The sequence below is a fragment of the Streptomyces anandii JCM 4720 genome (assembly GCF_014650655.1).
In the GTDB taxonomy this organism is placed as follows: Bacteria; Actinomycetota; Actinomycetes; order Streptomycetales; family Streptomycetaceae; genus Streptomyces; species Streptomyces anandii.
This window is the reverse complement of the sequence record NZ_BMVJ01000009.1, coordinates 101,895-123,724: the sequence shown is the minus strand read 5'-3', so window position 1 is coordinate 123,724 and position 21,830 is coordinate 101,895. Positions and strand designations below refer to the sequence as shown.

Annotated in this window: 20 protein-coding genes, 1 tRNA gene and 1 pseudogene; 9 read left to right on the top strand and 13 right to left on the bottom strand. The window is 72.2% G+C overall.

Annotation, left to right across the window (positions count from 1 at the left end; genetic code table 11):
* Nucleotides 1-424: pentapeptide repeat-containing protein (locus IE249_RS37665; RefSeq protein WP_229858759.1), on the bottom strand; the 424-nt coding region annotated here is incomplete at its 3' end.
* A 74-nt stretch (nucleotides 425-498) separates the two neighbouring features.
* Here IE249_RS37665 and IE249_RS18010 point away from each other — a divergent pair.
* Nucleotides 499-2,091 (top strand): MFS transporter, encoded by a 1,593-nt coding sequence (locus IE249_RS18010; protein ID WP_189705849.1) that lies wholly within the window; start codon nucleotides 499-501, stop codon nucleotides 2,089-2,091.
* Between the two features lie 105 nt (nucleotides 2,092-2,196).
* On the opposite strand, the gene IE249_RS18005 is transcribed toward IE249_RS18010, so the two are convergent.
* The 3 genes from IE249_RS18005 to IE249_RS17995 all read right to left on the bottom strand — a co-directional run bounded on the left by IE249_RS18005 (nucleotide 2,197) and on the right by IE249_RS17995 (nucleotide 7,100).
* Nucleotides 2,197-4,842 (bottom strand): glycosyl hydrolase, encoded by a 2,646-nt coding sequence (locus IE249_RS18005; RefSeq protein ID WP_229858757.1) that lies wholly within the window; start codon nucleotides 4,840-4,842, stop codon nucleotides 2,197-2,199.
* A gap of 176 nt (nucleotides 4,843-5,018) precedes the next feature.
* A complete protein-coding gene (locus IE249_RS18000; RefSeq protein ID WP_189705848.1) occupies nucleotides 5,019-6,425 on the bottom strand; it encodes an NAD(P)/FAD-dependent oxidoreductase in 1,407 nt (468 codons plus the stop codon).
* Nucleotides 6,426-6,434: 9 nt separating this feature from the next.
* Nucleotides 6,435-7,100 (bottom strand): rhomboid-like protein, encoded by a 666-nt coding sequence (locus tag IE249_RS17995; RefSeq protein ID WP_229858756.1) that lies wholly within the window; start codon nucleotides 7,098-7,100, stop codon nucleotides 6,435-6,437.
* A gap of 122 nt (nucleotides 7,101-7,222) precedes the next feature.
* Here IE249_RS17995 and IE249_RS17990 point away from each other — a divergent pair, with 122 nt between their 5' ends.
* On the top strand, nucleotides 7,223-8,281 hold the full coding sequence (locus IE249_RS17990; RefSeq protein ID WP_189705847.1) for a right-handed parallel beta-helix repeat-containing protein: 1,059 nt from the start codon (nucleotides 7,223-7,225) through the stop codon (nucleotides 8,279-8,281).
* A gap of 66 nt (nucleotides 8,282-8,347) precedes the next feature.
* Nucleotides 8,348-9,376 (top strand): methyltransferase, encoded by a 1,029-nt coding sequence (locus IE249_RS17985; protein WP_189705846.1) that lies wholly within the window; start codon nucleotides 8,348-8,350, stop codon nucleotides 9,374-9,376.
* Between the two features lie 87 nt (nucleotides 9,377-9,463).
* Here the strand turns inward: IE249_RS17985 and IE249_RS17980 are convergent, their stop codons facing one another.
* The 7 genes from IE249_RS17980 to IE249_RS17950 all read right to left on the bottom strand — a co-directional run bounded on the left by IE249_RS17980 (nucleotide 9,464) and on the right by IE249_RS17950 (nucleotide 14,805).
* Complete coding sequence (locus IE249_RS17980; RefSeq protein ID WP_189705845.1) at nucleotides 9,464-9,796, bottom strand: TcmI family type II polyketide cyclase; 333 nt, start codon at nucleotides 9,794-9,796, stop codon at nucleotides 9,464-9,466.
* Between the two features lie 46 nt (nucleotides 9,797-9,842).
* Nucleotides 9,843-10,328: an SRPBCC family protein gene (locus tag IE249_RS17975; RefSeq protein WP_189705844.1), complete on the bottom strand. Its 486-nt coding sequence runs from the start codon at nucleotides 10,326-10,328 to the stop codon at nucleotides 9,843-9,845.
* A 3-nt stretch (nucleotides 10,329-10,331) separates the two neighbouring features.
* Complete coding sequence (locus tag IE249_RS17970; protein WP_189705843.1) at nucleotides 10,332-10,589, bottom strand: acyl carrier protein; 258 nt, start codon at nucleotides 10,587-10,589, stop codon at nucleotides 10,332-10,334.
* Between the two features lie 74 nt (nucleotides 10,590-10,663).
* A complete protein-coding gene (locus IE249_RS17965) occupies nucleotides 10,664-11,911 on the bottom strand; it encodes a beta-ketoacyl synthase N-terminal-like domain-containing protein (RefSeq protein ID WP_189705842.1) in 1,248 nt (415 codons plus the stop codon).
* Between the two features lie 20 nt (nucleotides 11,912-11,931).
* Entirely contained in the window at nucleotides 11,932-13,185 is a 1,254-nt protein-coding gene (locus IE249_RS17960) for a beta-ketoacyl-[acyl-carrier-protein] synthase family protein (RefSeq protein WP_189705841.1), read from the bottom strand.
* Entirely contained in the window at nucleotides 13,182-13,628 is a 447-nt protein-coding gene (locus IE249_RS17955; RefSeq protein ID WP_229858755.1) for a cupin domain-containing protein, read from the bottom strand. Before IE249_RS17955 ends, IE249_RS17960 begins: the two co-directional genes overlap by 4 nt.
* A gap of 43 nt (nucleotides 13,629-13,671) precedes the next feature.
* On the bottom strand, nucleotides 13,672-14,805 hold the full coding sequence (locus IE249_RS17950; protein ID WP_189705840.1) for a SchA/CurD-like domain-containing protein: 1,134 nt from the start codon (nucleotides 14,803-14,805) through the stop codon (nucleotides 13,672-13,674).
* A 246-nt stretch (nucleotides 14,806-15,051) separates the two neighbouring features.
* On the opposite strand from IE249_RS17950, the pseudogene IE249_RS17945 reads away from it, so the two are divergent.
* Both IE249_RS17945 and IE249_RS40275 read left to right on the top strand, forming a co-directional pair.
* A pseudogene (locus tag IE249_RS17945) lies at nucleotides 15,052-16,437 on the top strand (FAD-dependent oxidoreductase); the annotation flags it as partial.
* A 111-nt stretch (nucleotides 16,438-16,548) separates the two neighbouring features.
* A complete protein-coding gene (locus IE249_RS40275) occupies nucleotides 16,549-16,959 on the top strand; it encodes an aromatic-ring hydroxylase C-terminal domain-containing protein (RefSeq protein WP_444544810.1) in 411 nt (136 codons plus the stop codon).
* 76 nt (nucleotides 16,960-17,035) lie between these two features.
* Here IE249_RS40275 and IE249_RS17940 read toward each other — a convergent pair.
* Nucleotides 17,036-17,109 (bottom strand) — tRNA-Thr (locus IE249_RS17940).
* Nucleotides 17,110-17,353: 244 nt separating this feature from the next.
* Between IE249_RS17940 and IE249_RS17935 the strand changes: the two genes are divergently transcribed.
* From IE249_RS17935 to IE249_RS17920, 4 genes are all read left to right on the top strand, one after another.
* Nucleotides 17,354-18,490 carry an ABC transporter ATP-binding protein gene (locus IE249_RS17935; protein WP_189705839.1) on the top strand — a complete coding sequence of 379 codons (1,137 nt, stop codon included), beginning with the start codon at nucleotides 17,354-17,356 and terminating at the stop codon, nucleotides 18,488-18,490.
* 238 nt (nucleotides 18,491-18,728) lie between these two features.
* Nucleotides 18,729-19,190 (top strand): hypothetical protein, encoded by a 462-nt coding sequence (locus IE249_RS17930; RefSeq protein WP_189705838.1) that lies wholly within the window; start codon nucleotides 18,729-18,731, stop codon nucleotides 19,188-19,190.
* Between the two features lie 92 nt (nucleotides 19,191-19,282).
* A complete protein-coding gene (locus IE249_RS17925) occupies nucleotides 19,283-20,017 on the top strand; it encodes a nucleotidyltransferase family protein (protein WP_189705837.1) in 735 nt (244 codons plus the stop codon).
* 373 nt (nucleotides 20,018-20,390) lie between these two features.
* On the top strand, nucleotides 20,391-20,987 hold the full coding sequence (locus tag IE249_RS17920) for a response regulator transcription factor (RefSeq protein WP_189705836.1): 597 nt from the start codon (nucleotides 20,391-20,393) through the stop codon (nucleotides 20,985-20,987).
* A 5-nt stretch (nucleotides 20,988-20,992) separates the two neighbouring features.
* Here the strand turns inward: IE249_RS17920 and IE249_RS37660 are convergent.
* Nucleotides 20,993-21,830, bottom strand: an 838-nt coding sequence (locus IE249_RS37660; protein ID WP_308434369.1) for an ATP-binding cassette domain-containing protein, incomplete at its 5' end; no start/stop codon positions are given.

The following is a 21,830-nucleotide window of genomic DNA, read 5'->3' as shown; positions in this document are numbered from 1 at the left end:
TCAAGTAGTCGATCTTGCCGCCCCGGACACGCACCCGCTCCAGGACCGAGCCGTGCAGCTGCACCCCGCCGAGGCGGGCGTCGGCCAGCTCCACGTCCCTCAGGGTCGACTCCGCGAGGTCGGTGCCCACGCCCCGTATGCCGGTGAGGACCGAGTCGAGCAGGCGGGCGTGGTGCAGTGAGGTGTCGTCCAGCACGCAGCCGGTCAGCGCGCAGTCCATGAAGCGGGCGCCCGCGCCGTCCTGCCCGGTGAGGTCCGTGTCCCTGAACTCCAGCCCGTCGTAGTCCCCGTCCGGCTCCAGGCCTCCCCCGTCGTACGCCTCCAGCGCGGGCAGCCGCACCTCGGGCCGGCGCGCGGCCTTCACCCGGGCCCGGCCGTCACCGCCCGCCCCGCCGTCCCCGCCGTTCGTCGCTCTTCTCGCCATGGCCCCATGCTGCACCACGGCACTGACAACGCCCGAGGGATGCGTTACCGGCCGATTCATGATGTTCTGTCCAGATGAGTATCACCCGAAAAGGTGAATCCTCCCTCGCCGACCGACCGATAGCCCACCACGCCGGCCCCTCCCATCACGGGAATCCGCTGCGCTCCCCGCACCCCGGTTACCGCCCCCGTCACGCCCGCGCCGCCGACGCGCACCGCTGGTGGGCCCTGGTGGTGATCGCCCTGGCGCAGCTGATGGTCGTACTCGACGCGACGATCGTGAACATCGCGCTCCCTTCCGCGCAGCACGCCCTGGACATGTCCGACGCCAACCGCCAGTGGGTCATCACCGCCTACACCCTCGCCTTCGGCGGGCTGCTCCTGCTCGGCGGGCGGATCGCCGACCTGGTGGGCCGCAAGCGCACGTTCGTGATCGGGCTGATCGGCTTCGCCGGCGCCTCCGCGCTCGGCGGCGCGGCCACCTCCTCCGGCATGCTGTTCGGCGCCCGCGCCCTCCAGGGCGCCTTCGCCGCCGTGCTCGCCCCCTCCGCGCTGAGCCTGCTGACCACGACGTTCACCGACCCGCGCGAGCGCGGCAAGGCGTTCGGCATCTACGGCGCGCTGGCGGGCAGCGGCTCGGCGATCGGGTTCATCGTCGGCGGCCTGCTGACCGAGTACCTGAACTGGCGCTGGTGCCTGTACGTCAACGTGCCGATCGCCGTGATCGCGGTGCTCGGCGCGTTCGTCCTGCTGCACGACCGGCCCGGCCACGCCGGCGCCCGGCTGGACGTGCCCGGGGTGGTGCTGGGCTGCGGCGGCCTGGTCGCGGTGGTCTACGGCTTCAGCGAGGCCCAGCCGCGCGGCTGGACCGACCCGCTGGTGCTGAGCCTGTTCGCGCTGGGCGCGGCGCTGCTCGTGGCGTTCGTCTGGTGGCAGCGCAGGGCGCCGATGCCACTGCTGCCGCTGCACATCGTGCGGGAGCGCAACCGGGCCGGCTGCTTCCTGACCATGCTGCTGGCGATCATCGGCATGTTCGGGCTGTTCCTGTTCATGACGTACTACCTCCAGGAGATCCTCGCCTACTCGCCGCTGAGGACCGGCCTGGCCTTCCTGCCGCTGACCGTGGCGATCATCATCGGGGCCACCCAGATCTCCGCCCGGCTGCTCCAGCGCGTCGCCCCGCGCGTGCTCATGGTCCCCGGCATGGTCCTGGCGGCGGGCGGGCTGCTGCTGCTCACCCGTCTGACGGTGGAGTCGGAGTACACGAGCGAGGTGCTGCCCGCCCTGGTGCTGATGGGGCTGGGCATGGGCCTGACCTTCATGCCGGTGTTCGCCACCGCCACGGCGGGCGTCGCCCCGCAGGACTCGGGCGTGACCTCCGCGACGGTGAACACCTCGCAGCAGGTCGGCGGTTCGATCGGCACCGCGCTGCTCAACACGATCGCCACCACCAGCAGCGCCGCCTACATCACCGCCCATGTGCACGGCCCGGCCGACCGCGCCCGGGTGGTGCCGGAGGGGGTCGTGCACGGCTACACCGTCGCCATCTGGGTGGCCGCGGCCGTCATGCTGCTCGCCGCCCTCGTCGCGGGGCTGATGGTGACGGCACGGGCGCCGGGCCGCGAGGCGCCGGCCCAGCGGGAGGCCGTGCCGGAGCCGGTGGCCTGAGAGGCCGGGCACGGGCGGGAGTGGCACCGGGCCGCACGGGGGGCCGGAGAGCCCGCGAGGGGTGGGGAGGGGTCCCGGCCGGGACCCCTCCCCGTGAGCGGCCGGTCAGCGCAGGTGGCGCGGGTCGATCGCCCAGATGCCGCGGCCGTGCGTGGCCGCGTAGAGCAGGCCGTCGGGGCCGGTGCGCAGTTGCATGACCGCGGTGGTGGGCAGGTTGCCGCCCGCCACCTTCCAGCCGTGCGACCAGGGGGTGCGCACGAGCACGCCGAGGTCGGTGCCGAGCACGACCGTGCCGCCCTTGAGCAGCGCGACCGAGTTGGCCGGGATGTCCGGGAGGTCGCCGGAGACGTCCTTCCAGGTCACTCCGCCGTCCCGGGTCTCGAACAGGTGTCCCACGCCCGCGCCGGGGCCCTCGGTCCACTTGCGGGAGAAGCCGTTGACGGCGAGCAGCACGTGGTCGCTGTCGGCCGGGTCGACGGCCAGCCCGGACAGGTACCGGTTGGGCACCGTGCCGTCGACCGGCAGGGTCAGCTGGTGCCAGCCGGTGCCGTCGGCGTTGCCGACCGCGATGCCCCGGGTGAAGCCCTGGTTGTTGCAGGGCCCGCACCAGGCCGCGTACACCTTGCCGCCGGAGGAGGCGACCGCCGTGGCGGTGTGGCCCGCGCCGAGGTCGAAGGCCGAGGTCCACTCGCTGCCGCTGCGGATCGCCCAGCCCTTGGTGTTGACCCATACGTGCCGGCCGCCCGCGACCCAGGTGTTCTTGTCCTTGATGTCGGCGTTCAGCGGGGCGATGAAGCGGGCCTCGCTGGTGGCGCTGTCGGGCGGGGCGACGGACCAGGTGGTCGCCTTGGACGGGTCGGTGGTCCAGGCGCCGTCGTTGACCGCGCAGTTCTGGGTGACGGACACCGCGAGGTAGACGTACTCCTGCGCGGTGTTGCAGCCGTTGGCCGGGTCGGTGATCGTGTCGCCGCCGTCGCCGCCGAAGTCGGAGCCCATGACCCGGTCGCCGGGCCGCAGGACCGACTGGCCGTTGTCCTGGAGTCCGCCGGTGACGTCGACGCCCCGGGAGGCGGGGTCGGCGCCGATGCCCACCGAGTAGTACTGGAGGGCGTCCATCGTGCCGTCGTTGAGGGAGGTCCAGTCGGTGGCGTGGCCCTCGGCGTTGGCGCTGCCGTTCAGCGGGCGCCGGTAGGCGCCGCCGTCGTCGCCGACGATCACGTACGGCTTGCCGTGGTCGCTGCCGACGGTGACGGCGTGCTGGTCGGCGTGCACGGTGGAGGGGCAGTCGCCGGACTGCTTGGCCGGGTCGATGGACCAGCACTTGAAGCCGAAGTTCCAGTACGGCCCCGGCACGGTCCAGGAAGCGCCGCCGTCCTTGGTCTCGAAGACCTCCTCCAGGCCCGCGTAGAGGTGGTCGGGGTTCTTCGGATCGACCGCGAGGAACTGGTTGTACCAGGCCTGGATGCCGGGCTGGTATCCGGCGCCGGTGAGCGCCGAACCGGAGTCGCGCAGCTGCTTGTAGTCCGCGATCCTCGTCCACGGGCCGGCCGGTGAGCCGGACTTGGAGACGAAGATGCCCTCCAGGCCGCTGTCGGGGTTCTCGGCGGTCTGCTCGGGCGACTGGTCGATGGCGTAGTAGCGGGAGCCGTCGGCGCTGCGCGCGAAGGTGACGTTGCCGACGTCCGCGCTGTCGCTGGGCAGGTCCCCGAGCCCGGTCAGCCGCTGCCAGCCCGCGCCGCCCTTGGTGTCCTTGGCGTAGAAGCCGTTGTAGTCGTCGCCGCCGCGCCAGCCGACCGCGAGGACGACCTTGCCCGGGTCCTTCGGGTCGACGGCGATGTCATTGGCGATGTTCTTGTACGCGGCGTCCGGGTCGGAGGCCTTCGCGCCGCCGGGCAGGTAGTCCGGGTTGGGCGCGAACTCCAGCTTCCAGGGGCCCTTGAGGTTCTTCGTGGAGTGGCTCCACACGCCCCGCGTGGTCGCCGCCCACACCTTGTCGCCCGCGAAGCGCAGCGCGTGGATCGACGTGGACTCCAGCTCGTCGCCGCCGACCCGGTCGCGCTGGGAGAAGCGGCCGTGCCGGGGGTCGGCCAGGACGTAGACGCCGGTGCCGAGGAAGGCGGTGGAGCTGGTGTTGGCCTCGCCGGTGGCGTACCAGAGCCGGCCGCGGCCGTCGAGTTCGAGGTCGCCGGTGGACAGCGCGGGCAGCCGGTCGGAGATCTCGGTCCAGTGGCCGCCGCCGGTGCGCGAGCGGAAGACGCCGCCGTTGGCGGAGCCCGCGTACACATAGCCGTGGTCGTCGGCGGCGAGCCCGGTGACCCTGCCGGTCACGCGGCCGGCGCCGCCGCTGGAGTTGGAGTTGACGTCCCGGTAGCGGGGGTCGTCGGAGTCGTAGGGCAGCCGGGTGACGTCCCGCCAGGAGCCGTGGGTGCGCGGCAGGTCGCGCAGGGCGTCGTAGGCAGCCCCGTAGGCGCCCGGGGCGACGATGCCGGGCGAGGTGCGCGCCTCGGCGTACTGGTCGGCCTGTTCGGCGATCTCCTCGCCCTCGTTGCCGCCCTCGTCACCGCCGTCGTCGGCGAGGGCGTGCCGTCCCTTGTGCTGCTCGTTCAGCTGGGCCTGGTGGCGCAGGGCGCGTACCCCGAAGGGGTCGGTGCCGCGTCCCGCCGCCTGGGCCTGGGTGATGGTCAGGCCCAGCGCGGCGGTGGTGATGAGGACCGCCGCTGTTCTTCTTCTTCGCCGGCTCGTGGCCGTCATGAAGTGCCCTCCCCTATGGAGCCGTGGCGTACATGACACATACGGCACACAGCTTCGGTGCGACGGCGGTGACGGGAGGTGCTCGTGACGGCAATCAGCGCGTAAAGATTCGGCCGTCACGTAAAGGGGCGTACAAGCGGGTAAAGGAGGGCAGGCAGCGGGGACTTGATCAGCCGTCAGCCGCGGCCGGACACCCGGTCGGCGGCGCGGGCCAGGCGCGAGGAGCGGGCGCTGTGGCTGAGCAGCTCGCGCCGGTCGGCGGTGCGGTAGGTGGCGTACATGCCCTGCACGCCCAGCCAGCGCAGCGGCTCCGGCTCCCACTTGCGCACCTTGTGGCCGACCCACGGCAGCGCCGTCAGCCCGGTCGGCCCGGCCTGGCCGGAGTCGAACCGCACGAGGTCGGTCAAGGTGCGGGCGGCGAGGTTGGTGGTGGCCACGCCCGAGCCGACGTAGCCGCCCGCCCAGCCGAGGCCTGTGGTGCGGTCCAGGGTCACGCTCGCGCACCAGTCGCGCGGCACGCCGAGCACCCCGGACCAGGCGTGCTCGATCCGCACCCCGGCGAGGGCCGGGAAGAAGCCGACGAGGACGTCCCGCAGCGCCTGGACGGTCTCCGGCTGGGTGCGGCCGTCGTTGTCGGTGCGGGAGCCGAAGCGGTACGGCACCCCGCGCCCGCCGAGCGCGATCCGGCCGTCGGCGGTGCGCTGGGCGTACATGTAGGCGTGCGCCATGTCGCCGAGGGTCTCGCGGCCCGCCCAGCCGACCGACGTCCACTGCTCGTCGGTCAGCGGCTCGGTGGCGATCATGGAGGAGTTCATGGGCAGCCAGGTGCGCCGCTGGCCCTTGAGGGAGGCCGTGAAGCCCTCGGTGCAGCGCAGCACGTAGGGCGCGCGGACGGTGCCGTAGGGGGTGACCGCGTGCTTGGGGCGGATCTCCGTGACCGGGGTCGCCTCGTGGATGGTCACCCCGAGCGCCTCGACGGCCGCCGCGAGCCCCTTGACCAGCTTGGCCGGGTTCAGCCGGGCGCCGTGCGGGGTCCAGGAGGAGCCCACCGCGTCCGCCACCCGGACGCGCTCGGCGGTCTCCCGGGCGCCGTACAGCTCGCGGTCCTTCTCGCCGAACGCCAGCTCGTGCTCGTGGAAGGCCTTCAGGCGGGCCAGCTGGGCGGGGGTGCGGGCCACCTCCAGGACACCGCCCTTGTGGACGTCGGCGTCGATGCCCTCCTCGGCGGCGACGCGGACGACCTCGTCCACGGTGTCGTTCATGGCCCGCTGGAGCCGTACGGCGGCCTCCTGTCCGTGCAGCTTCGCGTACCGGTCGCGGCCGGCGACGCCGTTGTAGAGCCAGCCGCCGTTGCGGCCGGAGGCGCCGTAACCGCAGAACTTCTGCTCCAGGACGGTGATCCGCAGGAAGGGCGCGGCCTTCTTCAGGTAGTACGCGGTCCACAGGCCCGTGTATCCGCCGCCGACGATCACCACGTCGGCCTGTCCGTCGCCCGTCAGCGGCTCCCGCACGTCCGGAAGACCGTCGTCCGCGAACCAGAAGGAGACGCCACCGTTGACGACACTGCTCGACCAGCTGCTCATGGCCGGACGCTAACGCCTGAGGGCGGCCAGTGTCTCCTTCGGATTCCATGCTTTTCCGCAGCCCCTGACCAGTGGATAACAGGCGAGACCGATCAGTACGGCGGTGAAATGCCCGAGATCGGTGAAGGTGCGCCCGGTCACCAGCGGCAGCCCGTAGAAGACCAGCACGGCGGCCAGATACGCGTACCGCCAGGGCGGCGCGATCCGGTAGGTCAGCACCCCCACGACCCCCGACAGCGCGTAACTCACCCCCACGTCCAGGGTGTTGACGGCCGACTCGGGCGCCACCCGGCGCTGGATCGCCCACAGCAGCGCGCCCTCGCTGATCAGCGTCGCCAGCACGTGCGCGGCCACGCACACCACCAGCCAGCGCAGGGTGCCGAGCCAGCGCTCGGCCTGCGCGTGGAAGACCGTGAAAAGGGCGGCGTACGGCAGCCAGAGGCCGCTCGCGATCCACATGGCGCTGGCGAAGAGCACCCGCACCGGGTTGTCCGACAACTCGTGGATGTTCGTCGAGCGCTGGCGCAGGAAGTCCTCCTCGAAGTCCGGCGACATCCGGTGCAGCGCCACCGTGGTGACGAACAGGATGAGCAGCCAGCCGTACGTCCCCGGGGCGCTGCGCACGTACGCCCGCACCGCCCGCCCCGCCCGCCGCACCGCGCTGACGCCGCTCACAGGCGCAAGTATGGTCACCGGGGCGATCGGGGCGCCCGCCGAGCTCGCCGCTTCCGGGCATGACACGCCCCCGGACGGACCATCCGGGGCCTGACGGGTTATCAGGTCATACCGTACAGAATATGACGAAACGCCACTTCGCTCTGCTTGTGAGCGCCGCAGCGCTCGTCGGCGCGGGCATCGCCGCCGCCCCGCCGATCCAGTTCCCGCGCACCCACCTGGTGCACCCGGGGGAGTCGATCCAGAAGGCGGTGGACGCCGCCCAGCCCGGTGACACCGTCCTGCTGATGCCCGGCACCTACCACCAGAGCGTCAAGGTGACGACGCCCGGCCTGACCCTGAGCGGCATGGGCCGCCAGACCGTCCTCAAGCCGGCCACCAAGGCCAAGGACGACTGCGGCAAGCGCGGCAACGGCATCTGCGTGGCCGGCACCAAGAGCAAGCGCCTGATGGGCGTCACCGTCTCCGACCTGACCGTGACCGGCTACTCCCGCGCCGGTGTCGTCGCCGTCGGGGCGGACGGGCTGATCGTGCGGCACGTCAACTCCGTCAAGAACGGGCTGTGGGGCTTCGCCGAGGAGCGCTCCGAGCACAGCACCTACCAGGAGAACACCGCCCGGAACAACGGCGACGCCGGACTGTTCCTGGCCAACACGATCACCGCCGAGAAGGGCGCCACCGACACCAAGGGCACGCTGATCGCCCACAACCACCTCGAGGGCAACCGGATCGGCGTCACCGTCCGGCGGCTGCGCAATCTCACCGTCGCCGCCAACGAGATCGCCGGCAACTGCGCGGGCGTCTTCCTCGTCGGCGACGAGAACAAGCCCAAGGCGGGCGCGCTGACCGTTCAGGACAACCGGGTCGTGGAGAACAACAAGTACTGCGCCAAGACCACCCGGCTGCCCTTCCTGCAGGGCTCGGGCATCGTCCTGACCGGCGCCGAGGACTCCGACATCAGCCACAACCTGATCGCCGGCAACGTGGGCAAGTCCCCGCTGTCGGGCGGTGTCGTGCTCTTCAAGAGCTTCGTGGGCGTCACCAGCGACCGCAACCACATCAGCGACAACACGCTGCAGGACAACTCCCCGGCCGACCTGGTCAACCAGGAGAGCACCAAGCGCGGCAACGTCTTCGAGCACAACTCCTGCGCGGCCTCCAAGCCCGCGGGCCTGTGCTGAGGCCGCAGTCCCCGTAGGCCGTGCCCCCGCGAAGGCGCGGGGGCCGAGAAGGAAGGAAGGCGGCACATGACGACCGCTCAGACCGCCCCACCGCCGCCCATGCGGCTCAGGGAACTCGCGTTCGGGGCGGCATGCGCCGCCGCCCTCCGCGCCGCCGCGCGCCTGGGCGTGGCCGACGCGCTCGGCGACACCCCCATGACCGTGGAGGACCTCGCGGCCGCGGTGAAGACCGAACCCAAGCCGCTGCGCCGGCTGCTGCGCGCGCTGGCCTGCTACGACGTCTTCAGCGAGCAGCCCGACGGCACCTTCGCGCACACCGGCATGTCCAGGCTGCTGCGCGAGGACGACCCGGGCAGCCTGCGCTACATCACCCTGTGGTGCACCGAGCCGTGGACCTGGGACGCCTGGCCCAAGCTGGACGAGGCGGTGCGCACCGGCCGCAACGTCGTGGAGGACCTGTACGGCAAGGAGTTCTTCGTCTACCTCAACGAGGACGCCCCCGAGTCGGCGGACGTCTTCAACCGGGCCATGACGACCTCCAGCAAGCAGTCCGCGCGCGAGGTCGCCGAGCTCCTGGACCTGTCCGGGGCCTCCTCGGTCGCCGACATCGGCGGCGGCCAGGGCCATGTGGTGGCGAGCCTGCTGGAGAAGTACCCGGCCATGCACGGCACGCTGCTCGACCTGCCGAGGGTGGTGGACAACGCCGACCCGAGGCTGCGCGAGGGCGGCTCGCTGGCCGGCCGCGTGGACATCGTGCCCGGCGACTGCCGCGAGTCCGTACCGGTCACGGCCGACGTCTACATCATCAAGAACATCCTGGAGTGGGACGACGACTCCACCGCCCGCTGCCTGCGCAACGTCATGCGGGCGGGCGGCCCCAAGGCCCGGGTCGTGGTCATCGAGAACCTCGTCGACGACACCCCGTCGATGCGCTTCTCCACCGCGATGGACCTGCTGCTGCTGATGAACGTCGGCGGCGCCAAGCACACCACCGACTCCATGGTGAGCCGGCTGAAGGCGGCGGGCCTGGTCATCGACGACATCCGACCGGTCAACCCGTACCTGCACGCCTTCGACTGCACCGTCCCGGCCTGACCGGCACCGGGAGCAGCACGGCGACGGCCGCCGGGCCCGCGGAATCCGCGGGCCCGGCGGCCGTTTCCCGTCCGTCCCCGGGCGGTGTCAGCCCCGGCCGTCGCGCTCCCAGACGTAGAAGCGGTGCGCCATGGCGTCCTTCGGCGAACGCCACGTCTGAGGGTCGTACGCGCTGACGTACGCCGACAGCCGCTCGCTGATGTCCCGGAACTCCGGGTGCCCGGCCACCTTGGCGATGGCGGGCCCGGGGTCGCGGTCGGCCTCGACGAGGTGCATGTACACATCGCCGAACTGGAACAGGCTGCGCCGGGTGACGCCGACCAGGTGCGGCAGCTCGCCCCGGTCCGACTCCTCGAAGATCTTGGCGATGTCCGGGGCCGAACCCGGCGCCATCCGGGCCACGATCAGGGCCTGGTGCATGGGCGTTGTCCTCCTCCTACGGTCCGGCTCACTGCGCTCCGGACGATCAGTCGGTGCTCAGGGCCGGCTCGGGCCGGCGGCCCCCGCGGGCGGCCTGCTCGACCTTCTCCTTGATGAGGGCCATCTGGACCTTGGAGTTCTTGTTGATGTTGTCGGTCATCCAGTCGTCGTCGACCGGTGCGTCCGGCTTCATCGCGAAGTCCTGCGTCCACACCATCCGGGTGCCGGCCGGCACCTCCTCGTAGCGCCAGCGGATGTGCATGTGGTCGAACGGGCCGGTCTCCACCCGCCGCGCCTTGACCGTGAGCGTCGCGCGGTCCGGCTCACGCTCGGAGACCCAGCTCCACACGGTGCCGTTCTCGTCGGGGTGCATGGTCAGCCGGAAGGTGCACTTGTTCCCCTCCTGCTTCAGGACCTCGGCGGAGGCGTACTCGCTGAACAGCTGCGGCCACTTCTCCACGTCGTTGGTCATGTCCCAGACCAGGTCCACCGGCGCCGCGATGGTGATCTCGTTCTCGGTGTGTCCGGCCATCTCTTACGCTCCTGCCAGAAGGGTGCTGTTGACGAGGTCGAGGAACTTCCGGGGCGTCTTGCAGCGCTCCGCGTCGGCGGGCATCGGCGTACCGTGCCGGTTCTCCAGCTCGCCGACGATGCCGAGCAGGCCGAGCGAGTCGATGCCGAGCTCGTCGAAGCCCCGGTCGGGCCGGTCCGCCAGCTCCTTCGGGCTGACCGTGATGCCGGCCGCCTTCTTCATGAGTTCGGACAGTTCTTCCACGGTGATTCGGACACTCATGCGGATCCTCTCCTTTTCGCTCCCGTTCGCTCCCGGTCGCCGAGCCCGGCTCCCGGTCTCTCCCGGCGGCCTCGCTAGGGCCCGGCGACGCCGTGCCGCAGCACCAGCGCCGAGTTCGAGCCCATGAGCCCCCGGCTGAGGACCAGCGCGGTGCGCACCTCGGCGGCACGGGCCCGGCTGGTCACCAGATCGAGGTCATGGCAGATGTCGACGACGTTCGGGGTGGGCGGGATCAGTCCGTGCTCCATCACCAGGACCGCCGCCGCCGCGTCCAGCACCGGCGCCGCGCAGTAAGCGCGCCCGATGCCGGTCTTCGGCGCCGTGACCGGCACCCGCCGCCCGTGCGCGCCGAGCGCGTCCGCGATGGCCAGGGCCTCGGCGCGGTCCGCCTCCGGCACGCCGAGCGCGTCGGCGAAGACCACGTCGACCTCCTCCGGCGCGCACCCGGCCTCCGCCAGCGCCCCGCGGATCGCCTCCGCGAGCCCCTCGCGGGACAGCTCCCAGCGGGAGGCGCCGGTGAACGTCGCCGCGTGCCCGGCGACCGTCGCCCGCACCGGCACGCCCCGCTCTCGGGCCGCGCCCGCCTCCTCCACGACGAGCATCGCGCCGCCCTCGGCCGGCACGAACCCCGACGCCGCCTCGGTGAACGGGCGGTACGCCCGCTCCGGCTCGGACACCGGGCTCAGCTCCCGGTAGCCGAGCTGGCACACCATCGAGTACGGGGCCAGCGGCGCCTCGGTCGAGCCGGCCACGATCACGTCCGTACCGCGCCGTACCGCGCGCGCCGCGTGCGCCAGGGCGTCCAGGCCGCCGGCCTCGTCGGCGGCCACCACCGAGCAGGGCCCCTTGAAGCCGCGCCGGATGGAGACCTGGCCGGTGCTCGCCGCGTAGAACCAGGCGATGGACTGCCAGGGGCCCACGTAACGGCTGCCCTTGCCCCACAGCTTCTGCAGCTCCCGCTGGCCGAACTCACCGCCACCGGACCCGGCCGCCGTGACCACGCCGGCGGAGAACGGGGCGCCCTCGGTGTCGGCCCGGCCGAGCCGCGCCTCCTCCAGGGCCGCGTCGGCCGCCGCCATGGCGTAGTGCGTGAAGCGGTCGGTCTGGACGAGGTAGCGCTCCTCGATCGCCGCCGAGGCGTCGAAGGACCGGACCTCGCCGGCCACCTTCAGCGGCAGGTGCTCACAACCCTCGCGGGTCACGCGGTCGAGGACGCTCAGGCCCTCCTGGGTGGCCTTCCAGAAGGTCTCGGTGCTCGTTCCGTTGGGCGCGACCACACCGATGCCGGTGACGGCCGCGCGCCGTTCATGGGGTGCACTCATCGTGTCCTCTCCCTCACTCCCTACGGCCGGGTCAGGATCACCGCGGACTGGAAGCCGCCGAACCCGCTGCCCACGGAGAGAACGGCGTCCAGCTTCCGCTCGCGGGCGGTGCGCGGGACGTAGTCCAGGTCGCACTCCGGGTCGGGGGTCTCGTAGTTCGCGGTCGGCGGGACCACCTGGTGGGCCAGGGCCAGCACGCAGGCCACCACCTCTATCGCCCCGATCGCCCCCAGCGAGTGGCCCACCATCGACTTGATGGAGCTCATGGGAGTGTCGTAGGCGTGCCGGCCCAGCGCCCGCTTCACCGCGGCCGTCTCGTGCCGGTCGTTCTGCCGGGTGCCCGAGCCGTGCGCGTTGACGTAGTCGATGGCCGAGCCGTCCAGCCGGGCGTGGTCCAGCGCGGTCTCGATGGCCCGCGCCATCTCCAGGCCCTCACTGGTCAGACCGGTCATGTGGTAGGCGTTGCCGAAGGTGGCGTAGCCACTCAGCTCGCAGTACACGTGCGCGCCGCGCGCCCGGGCGTGCTCCAGCTCCTCCAGGACGAGCACCGCGCCGCCCTCGCCCATGACGAACCCGTCACGGTCGTTGTCGAAGGGGCGGGAGGCGTGGGCCGGGTCGTCGTTGTTCGGCGACGTGGCCTTGATCGCGTCGAAGCACGCCATCGTGATCGGGGATATCGGCGAGTCCGACGCGCCCGCTATGCAGATGTCGGCCCGGCCCTCCTCCACGGTGTGCAGGGCGTACCCCACCGCGTCGAGCCCGGAGGTGCAGCCCGTGGAGACGGTCTGCACCGGCCCGCGCGCCCCGAACCGCTCGGCCACCGTCGAGGCCAGCGTGCTCGGCGTGAACGCCCGCTCCAGATGCGGGCGGGCCCGCTCGTGGTCCACGTCCCAGCGCTCGCCGCCATGGCTGACCAGGACGTAGTCGTTCTCCAGGCGTGTGGTGCCGCCGACGGCGGTGCCCAGCGAGACCCCGACCCGCCAGGGGTTCTCCCCGGCGAGGTCGATGCCCGAGTCCCGTACCGCCTCCTCGCCGGCCACCAGCGCGAACTGGATGTAGCGGTCGCAGCGCGCCACCTGCTCCTCGTCCAGCCCCGCGGCGACCGGGTCGAAGTCGCACTCCGCGGCGATCCGGGACCGCAGCCCGGCCGGGTCGAAGAACGTGATGCCGCGCGTCGCGGTACGCCCCGCGGCCAGCAGGTCCCAGAACGCCGGGGCGCCGATGCCGCCCGGCGCCACCACGCCTATGCCGGTGACCGCCACCCGCCTGGTCATGACCGCACCTCGGCGGGGTCCGCGTCCTGCACCGCGCCGGCCGCCACCGGCACCGTCTCGGTGCCCTCGGTGTCCACGTGGCCGAGCTGCGGGCGCGGCGCGAGCGGGCCGAGGTGGAAGACGATCCGCGCCTCGACGTTGCCCACGTTGCGGAAGCGGTGGCGCATGTAGGCGGGGATCATCAGGCCCTGCTCGGGCCGGAGCGGATGGGGCTCGCCGTCCAGGTCCACCTCGAGGTCGCCGCAGACGACGTAGACGAACTCCTCGGAGTACGGGTGGTAGTGCTCGCCGATGCGGTCGCCGGGCTGCACGATGGCGACGCCCATGAAACCGCTGGTGGAGCCGACCGTGGCCGGGGTGAGCATGGCGCGCAGATCGCCTCCGCGCCGGGTGTTGGGCTCGGTGTCGCTGAGGTCCACGATCCTGGGCCTGGGTTTGATCACGTCGTTCCTCCGGTGGGTGTGGTGCGTCTGCTTGGGGGCGGAGTCAGGCGTCCGGGGCGGAGCGGCGGTCGGTGACGAGGTCCATCCGGGCCAGACCGAGCAGCCGGGACAGGTCGCCGTCCTTCTTGGCCGCGTCCCCGTCGAGCAGCGTGGTCAGCTCCGACACCTGCGCGGCGTCAGCGATGCCCAGCGCGGCGGCCGGGTCCGCCTCCAGCCCGCCGCGCACGTCGATGAGCCGTACGACCACGTCGTCCCGCTCGAAGACCGTGCTGACCAGCACCGGGCTGCGCGGGTCGTCGGCGGCCCGCTCGTCCTGCTGGGCCAGCAGCTCGGCCAGCTTCATGCCCATTCCCGGGCGGGCCGGGTAGTACAGGGCGTGCCGCTCGGCCCGCTCCGAGTCCTGACCGCCCGTCACGTGGTGCACGGCGGGCAGCGCGGCCCGGGTGAAGAACACCCGTACGGACTCCTGGTCGTTGAAGTCCCGGGCCTGCTCCAGATACGGGTTGATGGCCTCCTCCACCGCGCGGATCTCCGGCTGCCGCGCCACGTGCCGCAGCGCGGCCAGCAGGTCCCCGCGCACCTCGATGGCCCGCACGACCCGGTTGCCGTGCATGAACAGCGAGGTCCGGCACAGCTTGGTGGTGTCGTCCACCCGCGCCTCGGGCGACTTGTAGTTGGCCAGCAGCTCGGCGACCTTCTTCTCGCTGCCCGGCTTCACCGTGAAGGTCAGCGCGTGCCGGATGACACCGTCGCCGATCCGCGGCGACGTCTGCAGCCGGCGCCCGGCGGACGCCTTCTCCACTCCGGTCTCCCGCACGATGTGGAAGCGCAGCGAGCGGGTGTCGCGGATGCAGCTGTGCATCGGCTGCACCATCCGCACGTGCTCCTCGCTGTTCACCCAGGCGAGGAACGGCGGGGCGCTCTCCCACTCGCTGGTGATGAGCCACTGGGAGGGGTTCTCGATCGACTGGCACAGCTGGTCGCTGACGTGCCCGGGAACGGAGGCGACCTGGTTGCTCATCTCCTCGTACGCCTCAAGGAACTGCTGCTGGGCGCCGTCGTAGACGTCCACCAGCAGCACGACCCGGAGCCGGGAACCGTCGAAGACGGACTGGGAGACACGTTTCGAGGCCTGCTGCTCGGCCGGGTCTGGAACACGCTCGGAAATCGCGGTCATCTGCGTACGTCTCCTTGACGGGGCTTGGCGGTTGGCACGGGACAGAAGGGGAGGGAACGCCCGCCGCGGGTGACGCGACGTCACGTGATCTCGATCCTGTGCCGGTCCCAGGCGGTGCGCGACTCGTGTGCACCACGTGGGTGATCACACGGGTGATTGGCCCCGCGAACGCACGCGGACGGCCCGCGCGCAGGGCATGGAAACTCCGACGCGCCCTGACCCCGCACCCCGCTTTCGGAGGCATCGATGCGCCAAGAAGCCGACCACCGGGTCCCCGTCCTCATCGTCGGCGGCTCCCTGGTGGGCCTGTCCACCTCGCTGTTCCTCGGCCGCCTCGGCGTGCCGCACATGCTGGTCGAGCGCCACTCCGGAACCTCCTTCCACCCACGCGGACGCGGCAACAACGTGCGGACCATGGAGCTGTTCCGGGTGGCCGGCATCGAGCCCGGCATCAAGGCGGCGGCCTCACTGCTCGCCGACAACCACGGCATCCTCCAGACGCCCACCCTGGTCGGCGACGCCGGCGAGTGGCTGTTCAAGCACATCGACCCGGGCGGGGGCCTGGCGAGGTTCAGCCCGACCGCCTGGTGCCTGTGCAGCCAGAACGACCTCGAACCCGTACTCCTGGAAGGCGCCCGCGCGCTCGGCGGCGACCTGCGCTACTCCCACGAGCTGGACTCCTTCGAGCAGGACGGCGACGGCGTCACGGCGGTCGTACGGGACCGCGCCACCGACGAGCGGTACACCGTCCGCGCCGACTACCTCGTCGCCGCCGACGGGCCGCGCAGCCCGGTGCGTGGGCGGCTCGGCATCGGCCAGAGCGGGCCCGGCGACCTCTTCGCCAACGTCAGCGTCACCTTCCGCTCCAAGCTCCTCGCCGACGTCGTGGGCGACCGCCGCTTCATCTGCTGCTACCTCACCCACCCGGACGCGGACGGCGCCCTGCTCCCGGTCGACAACCAGGAGCACTGGGTCTTCCACGCGCCCTGGCACCCCGAGCGCGGCGAGACCCTGGAGGAGTTCACCGAGGAACGCCTCCAGCGGCACATCCGCCTCGCCATCGGCGCCCCCGACCTCGACGTGGAGATCACCGGCAAGGCGTCCTGGCGGGCCGCCGAACGCGTCGCCGACCGCTACTCCTCCGGCCGCGTCTTCCTCGCCGGCGACTCCGCCCACGAGATGTCCCCCACCGGCGCCTTCGGCTCCAACACCGGTATCCAGGACGCCCACAACCTCGCCTGGAAGCTCGCCGCGGTCCTCGGTGGCTGGGCCGGCCCCGGCCTGCTGGAGACCTACGACACCGAGCGCCGCCCGGTCGCCACCGCCACCAGCGCCCGCGCCTCGGCCCGCTCCGTCGAGCACAGCCACCCCGGCTTCGCGCCCGCGCCCGGCGTCGGCGGCGCCAAGCGCGGCGGCATCCTCAACGTCGTCCTCGGCTATCGCTACCCGCACGGCGCGGTCGTCGGCGCCGACCCCGACCAGGCGGTCGTCCCCGAGGGCATGCGCCTGACCGGCGAGCCGGGCAGCCGGGCCCCCCACCTGTGGCTGCGCCGCGACGGCGAGCGCGTCTCCACCCTCGACCTGTACGAGCGCTCCCTCGTCCTCCTCAGCGACGCCGGCTCGAGCGCGGGCTGGCACACGGCGGCCCGCAGAATCGCCGAGACGGACGACCTGCCCCTGATCTCATACCGAATCGGCACAGACCTGGTACCGGAGCCGCAGCCCGGCCTGGCAGGCCCCCCGGTGGACGCGGCAGGTCCCTCGGCCGTCGAACACGGCCGCCCGGGCGGCCCGGCAGGCGCCCCGGCCGACGAGGGAAGGCCCCCGGCGGCCGAGCACGGCGGTCCTGCGGGCCCCCCGGCCGGCGAGCGCGGCGCCCCGGGCCGCCCGGGCACCGGGACCGGTCCGGGCGGCGGGGCAGGCGTGGCCGGGCCGGACGGACGCCCGGCGGGCGAGGGCGGGTTCCGGGGCAGCGGAGCGGCCGCCGGTGGCGAGGCCGGTGCCCCTGACTGGGCCCGGCTGCACGGCACGACCGCCGACGGCGCGGTGCTCGTCCGCCCGGACGGCTTCGTGGCCTGGCGCGCCACCGGCGCCACCCCGGACCCGGAGGGCACCCTGCGCGACGTCCTGACCGCCCTGCTCCGGAGGTCCTGACCGGTCCGCCTCGCAGGGCCGACGAAAAACGAACGAGGCCACCGGCACCCGAGGTGCCGGTGGCCTCGCCACGCGGAGCCCCCTGTCGGATTCGAACCGACGACCTTCGCTTTACAAGAGCGGCGCTCTGACCAGCTGAGCTAAGGAGGCGTGCACGGCCCTGTGCGCTCGTGCCCGTGCAGTGTACCCGGGCCACCGCCGCCCACCTCGAAAATTTCCGCGAAGTTCACAGGGCCCCAAGTGCTGACAGACGAGGTGGACGCCAGGTAGCGTCCTGTGCCAGTTCACCCTTGTGGACTACACCACACCACAACGGAATCACCCGTAGTGGCAACCACCTTCCTACAACGGATCGTCCGGCACGTTCCTGCCGGTAGAAGGGGGCCCATTCGCCATGGCCACTGTCCAGTTCGACAAGGCGACCCGGATCTACCCGGGTTCCGAGAAGCCCGCCGTCGACGCGCTCGACATCGACATCGAGGACGGCGAGTTCCTCGTCCTGGTCGGCCCGTCCGGCTGCGGAAAGTCCACCTCGCTCCGGATGCTCGCGGGGCTCGAGGACGTCAACTCCGGCATCATCCGCATCGGTGACCGCGACGTCACCCACCTGCCGCCCAAGGACCGGGACATCGCCATGGTGTTCCAGAACTACGCGCTCTACCCGCACATGACGGTCGCCGACAACATGGGCTTCGCGCTCAAGATCGCCGGCGTCAACAAGGCGGAGATCCGGCAGAAGGTCGAGGAGGCGGCGAAGATCCTCGACCTGACCGAGTACCTGGACCGCAAGCCGAAGGCGCTCTCCGGCGGTCAGCGCCAGCGTGTCGCCATGGGCCGCGCCATCGTGCGCGAGCCGCAGGTGTTCCTCATGGACGAGCCGCTGTCCAACCTGGACGCCAAGCTCCGCGTGTCCACCCGTACGCAGATCGCCTCGCTGCAGCGCCGCCTCGGCATCACCACGGTGTACGTCACCCATGACCAGGTCGAGGCCATGACCATGGGCGACCGGGTGGCCGTGCTCAAGGACGGTCTGCTCCAGCAGGTCGACTCGCCGCGCAACATGTACGACAGGCCCGCCAACCTGTTCGTGGCCGGCTTCATCGGCTCCCCGGCGATGAACCTGGTCGAGGTGCCGATCACCGACGGCGGTGTGAAGTTCGGCAACAGCGTGGTGCCGGTCAACCGCGACGCGCTCAAGGCCGCCTCCGACAAGGGTGACCGCACGGTCACCGTCGGCGTCCGCCCCGAGCACTTCGACGTGGTGGAGCTGGGCGGCGGCGCGGCCTCCTCGCTGTCCAAGGACTCCGAGGAGGCCCCGGCCGGCCTCGCGGTCTCGGTGAACGTCGTGGAGGAGCTCGGCGCCGACGGCTACGTCTACGGCACCGCCGAGGTCGGCGGCGAGTCGAAGGACCTCGTGGTCCGGGTCAACGGCCGCCAGGTCCCGGAGAAGGGCTCCACGCTGCACGTGGTGCCGCGGCCGGGCGAGACCCACGTGTTCTCGACCTCGACCGGCGAGCGCCTCACGGACTGAACCCCGTACGGCTGAAACCTCCGGAGAAACCCGGGTGTTTCGCCCAGGTTGACGGAAAGGGCCCCGCGAACAGCGGCGGGGCCCTTTTCCGCGTCCTCGCGCCGCCGCGAAATACCCCGACGCAGGGGACATTTCGAGCAGTGTGCGTCAACACGTCACCCGTGGGAGGCACCGTCGGCATCCCCCGAAGAGGTGACTAAATGTCGCCAAATCATTACCGGGCGCTACCCTCACTCGCGTGAAGCACTCCACCACCCACCCCACGCGACGCGGCCGGGGCCCCGCCCGCCGGATCGGCCGCTCCCTCGCCCTCGTCCTGCCCGTCGTCCTGGTGCTCTCCGGGACCCTCGCGGTCACCCGAGTCAACTGGTCGGGGAGCCCCTCGAACTCGGTGCTCACCGCGTCCGACGCATCGGCGGCCGAGGTCTCCGTCCACGACCGCGCCCGGGCCCTCGCCCCGCAGGACGTGCTGCGCGACCAGCTGCTGACCGAGTTGCAGGAGAAGAACCCGGGCGTCGCGCTGACCCACCTCCAGCAGGCGGTCAACGGCCGCCCCTCGCTGGCCGCGCACTGCGCCTCGATCGCCCGCACCCTGGGCCGCGCCGCCGTCCGCATCTACGGCCCCTCCCGCGCCCAGTCCTACGCCCGCCCGGTCTGCGACACCTCCTTCGCCTCCGGGGTCCTCGCGGCGCACAGCTGACCGGGCCCGGCCGCGCGAGTGTGCGGCCGTGCCACGGAGCACGGCCGCACACTCGCGCGAGGCGGGGCGGGGGCGGGACGTACAGTTCCGTCATGACCCATCCGAATGCGGCGTCCCGCCCCACCCAAGCCGTCGTCCTGGCCGGGGGCCAGGGGTCCCGGCTGCGCCCCTACACGGACGACCGGCCCAAGCCGATGGTCGAGATCCCCGGCACCGGCACCCCGATCATCGGCCACCAGCTCGCCTGGCTCGCCGAGGAGGGCGTGACGGACGTGGTGATCTCGTGCGGGCACCTCGCGGACGTCCTGCAGACCTGGCTGAAGTCGTCGGACCTCCCCGTCAACGTCACCACCGCCGTGGAGACCGAACCCCTCGGACGCGGTGGCGGCCTGAAGTTCGCCGCCGCCCACCTCCCCCACCCGGACCGGCCGTGGTATGCCACCAACGGCGACATCTGGACCCGTTTCTCGCTGCGCGACATGGCGGACTTCCACACCGAGCGCGACGCGGTCGCCACCCTGGCGCTGGCCCGCCCGCGCATCCCGTGGGGCGCGGTGAAGACGGACGGCTTCGGTCACATCACGGACTTCATCGAGGCACCGCCCTCCACCTTCGAGATCAACGCGGGCGTCTACGTCTTCTCCCCCGAGTTCGCCGGCCTGCTGCCGGAGCGCGGCGACCACGAGCGCACCACGTTCCCCCACCTGGCGCGGGAGCGGCGCCTGGCGGGCTTCCCGATCCCGCAGGGCGCCTACTGGCGGGCCATCGACACCGCCAAGGATCTCACCGAGGCCGCCAAGGAGCTGGCCGCACTGGGCCGCGCGTAGAAGGAGGACGGCCCGGCGCAAGGCGGCGCTCAAGAGTGACCGCAGCGTTCCGGCCACATTCGCTTCGTGCGTTTTCGGCAACGGCTGTTTCGTCCTCCCCCGGGATGGCCGGGAGTTCACCCCGCCGACGGCCGTCGAACCGTCCCCGGCGGCGGCCGGCCCGGTGGGCACGGTGTGTCAAGGGCCGCCTTCCGGACATGTGCTTCTCCCCCCTCCGTTTCGGCGCGGCGCTCAGAACGGCGTGTTGCTGTCGTTGAGCGGTGGGCGCGATGGCCAGTTCTGCCTTTGTCGGTGCGGTTGGGGCAAGTGGGTGGGGGGCGGGGACGAGCCCAGAGGTCGTGGGACGACTGGGAGCCGAGGGGGTTGGGTGCGCATGGTCCGTGTTCTCGTGGTGCACGATGCGGCGCTGTTGCGGACGGCACTGGTGCAACTGCTGCGTTCCGCCGACGGGTTCGAGGTCTCGTCCGTGCCCTCCCGCGGTGACGGTCCGGAGGACCACGACCTGCCGTCGGACGTGTGCGTGGTGGACGGGGACTGCCTGCGGGGACCGGAAGACGCCGGTGGCGCGTGGTTCTGGGACCGCTGCGGGGCTCGTCTCATCGTTCTCGGGACTTCGCAGCGGCCCGGTGTGCTGCGCCGGGCGTTCGACGCGGGAGCACTGGGGTTCGTCGACAAGAACTCCCCCTCGCAGCAGTTGATCGACGCCTGCCACACCGTCGCCAAGGGCGAGCGGTTCCTCGACGAGAGACTCACCGTGGCGCTGCTGGAGGCCTCACGGATGCCGCTGACCACTCGCGAGCTGAATGTGGTCTGCCTGGCGGCGCAGGGCGCCCCGATCGCGGAGATCGCCACCTGCCTGCATCTGTCCCGGGGAACCGTCCGCAACTACATGGCCAGCGCCATACGGAAGCTGGGGGCGCGCAATCGCGTGGACGCGATACGCATCGTGCAGAGCGCCGGCTGGACGTGAACCGGTCACTTTCCGGTTCCGCTCCAGTGCCCCACCAGGTCACGGTAGAGCGGCGAACGGGCGAGGAGCTCCCGGTGGGTGCCGCACACCGCGCCGGCACCGTCCAGCAGCAGGATCCGGTCGGCGCGCATCGCGGACGACATGCGATGCGCCACGACGACGAGCGCTCCGGGACGTCGTGCGAGCGCCTCCTCGGCCCGCGCCTCCGACGCCGCGTCGAGATGGCAGGTCGCCTCGTCGAGGAGGAGCAGGCGAGCCGTTGACAGGTGTGCGCGTGCCAGCACCATCAACTGACGTTCGCCTAGCGAGAGTTCGCCGGGGCGTACCGGCGCGTCGAGCCCGCCCAGGCGCTCGACGAGAGGCCCGGCCCCGAGTTCCCGTACGGCTGCCTCGATGTCGGTCCGCCGCGCGTCCGGCCGCAGGTAGCCGAGGTTGTCCCGGACCGTGCCGGTGAAGACGTACGCCTGCTGGGGCAGCAGGACGCGAAGGGAGGCGAGCTCGGCCGGGCTCCGGCCGGCGATCGCCCGGCCGGCCACTTCGACCTCGCCGCTGCCGGGGGCGAGCGTCCCGGCGACGAGGCGGGTGAGGGTCGACTTGCCGATGCCGCTGGGACCGACGACGGCCAGGTGCTCGCCGTCCTCGATGCGCAGGTCGAGCGCGTCGAAGACCGGCTCGGCCGCCGCCCCGTAGGCCACGGTCACCGCCCGCAGCTCCACCGCGGGGGCCGGACGCGAGGTCCGGGGGGTTGCCCGCGGTGGGTCGCCGGCCTGCCGCGGCAGGCCGGCACGTGCGTCGGCGGGGGGCGTCCGGGGCGTGGCGCCGGTGAGGGACGCGGGCCGCTTC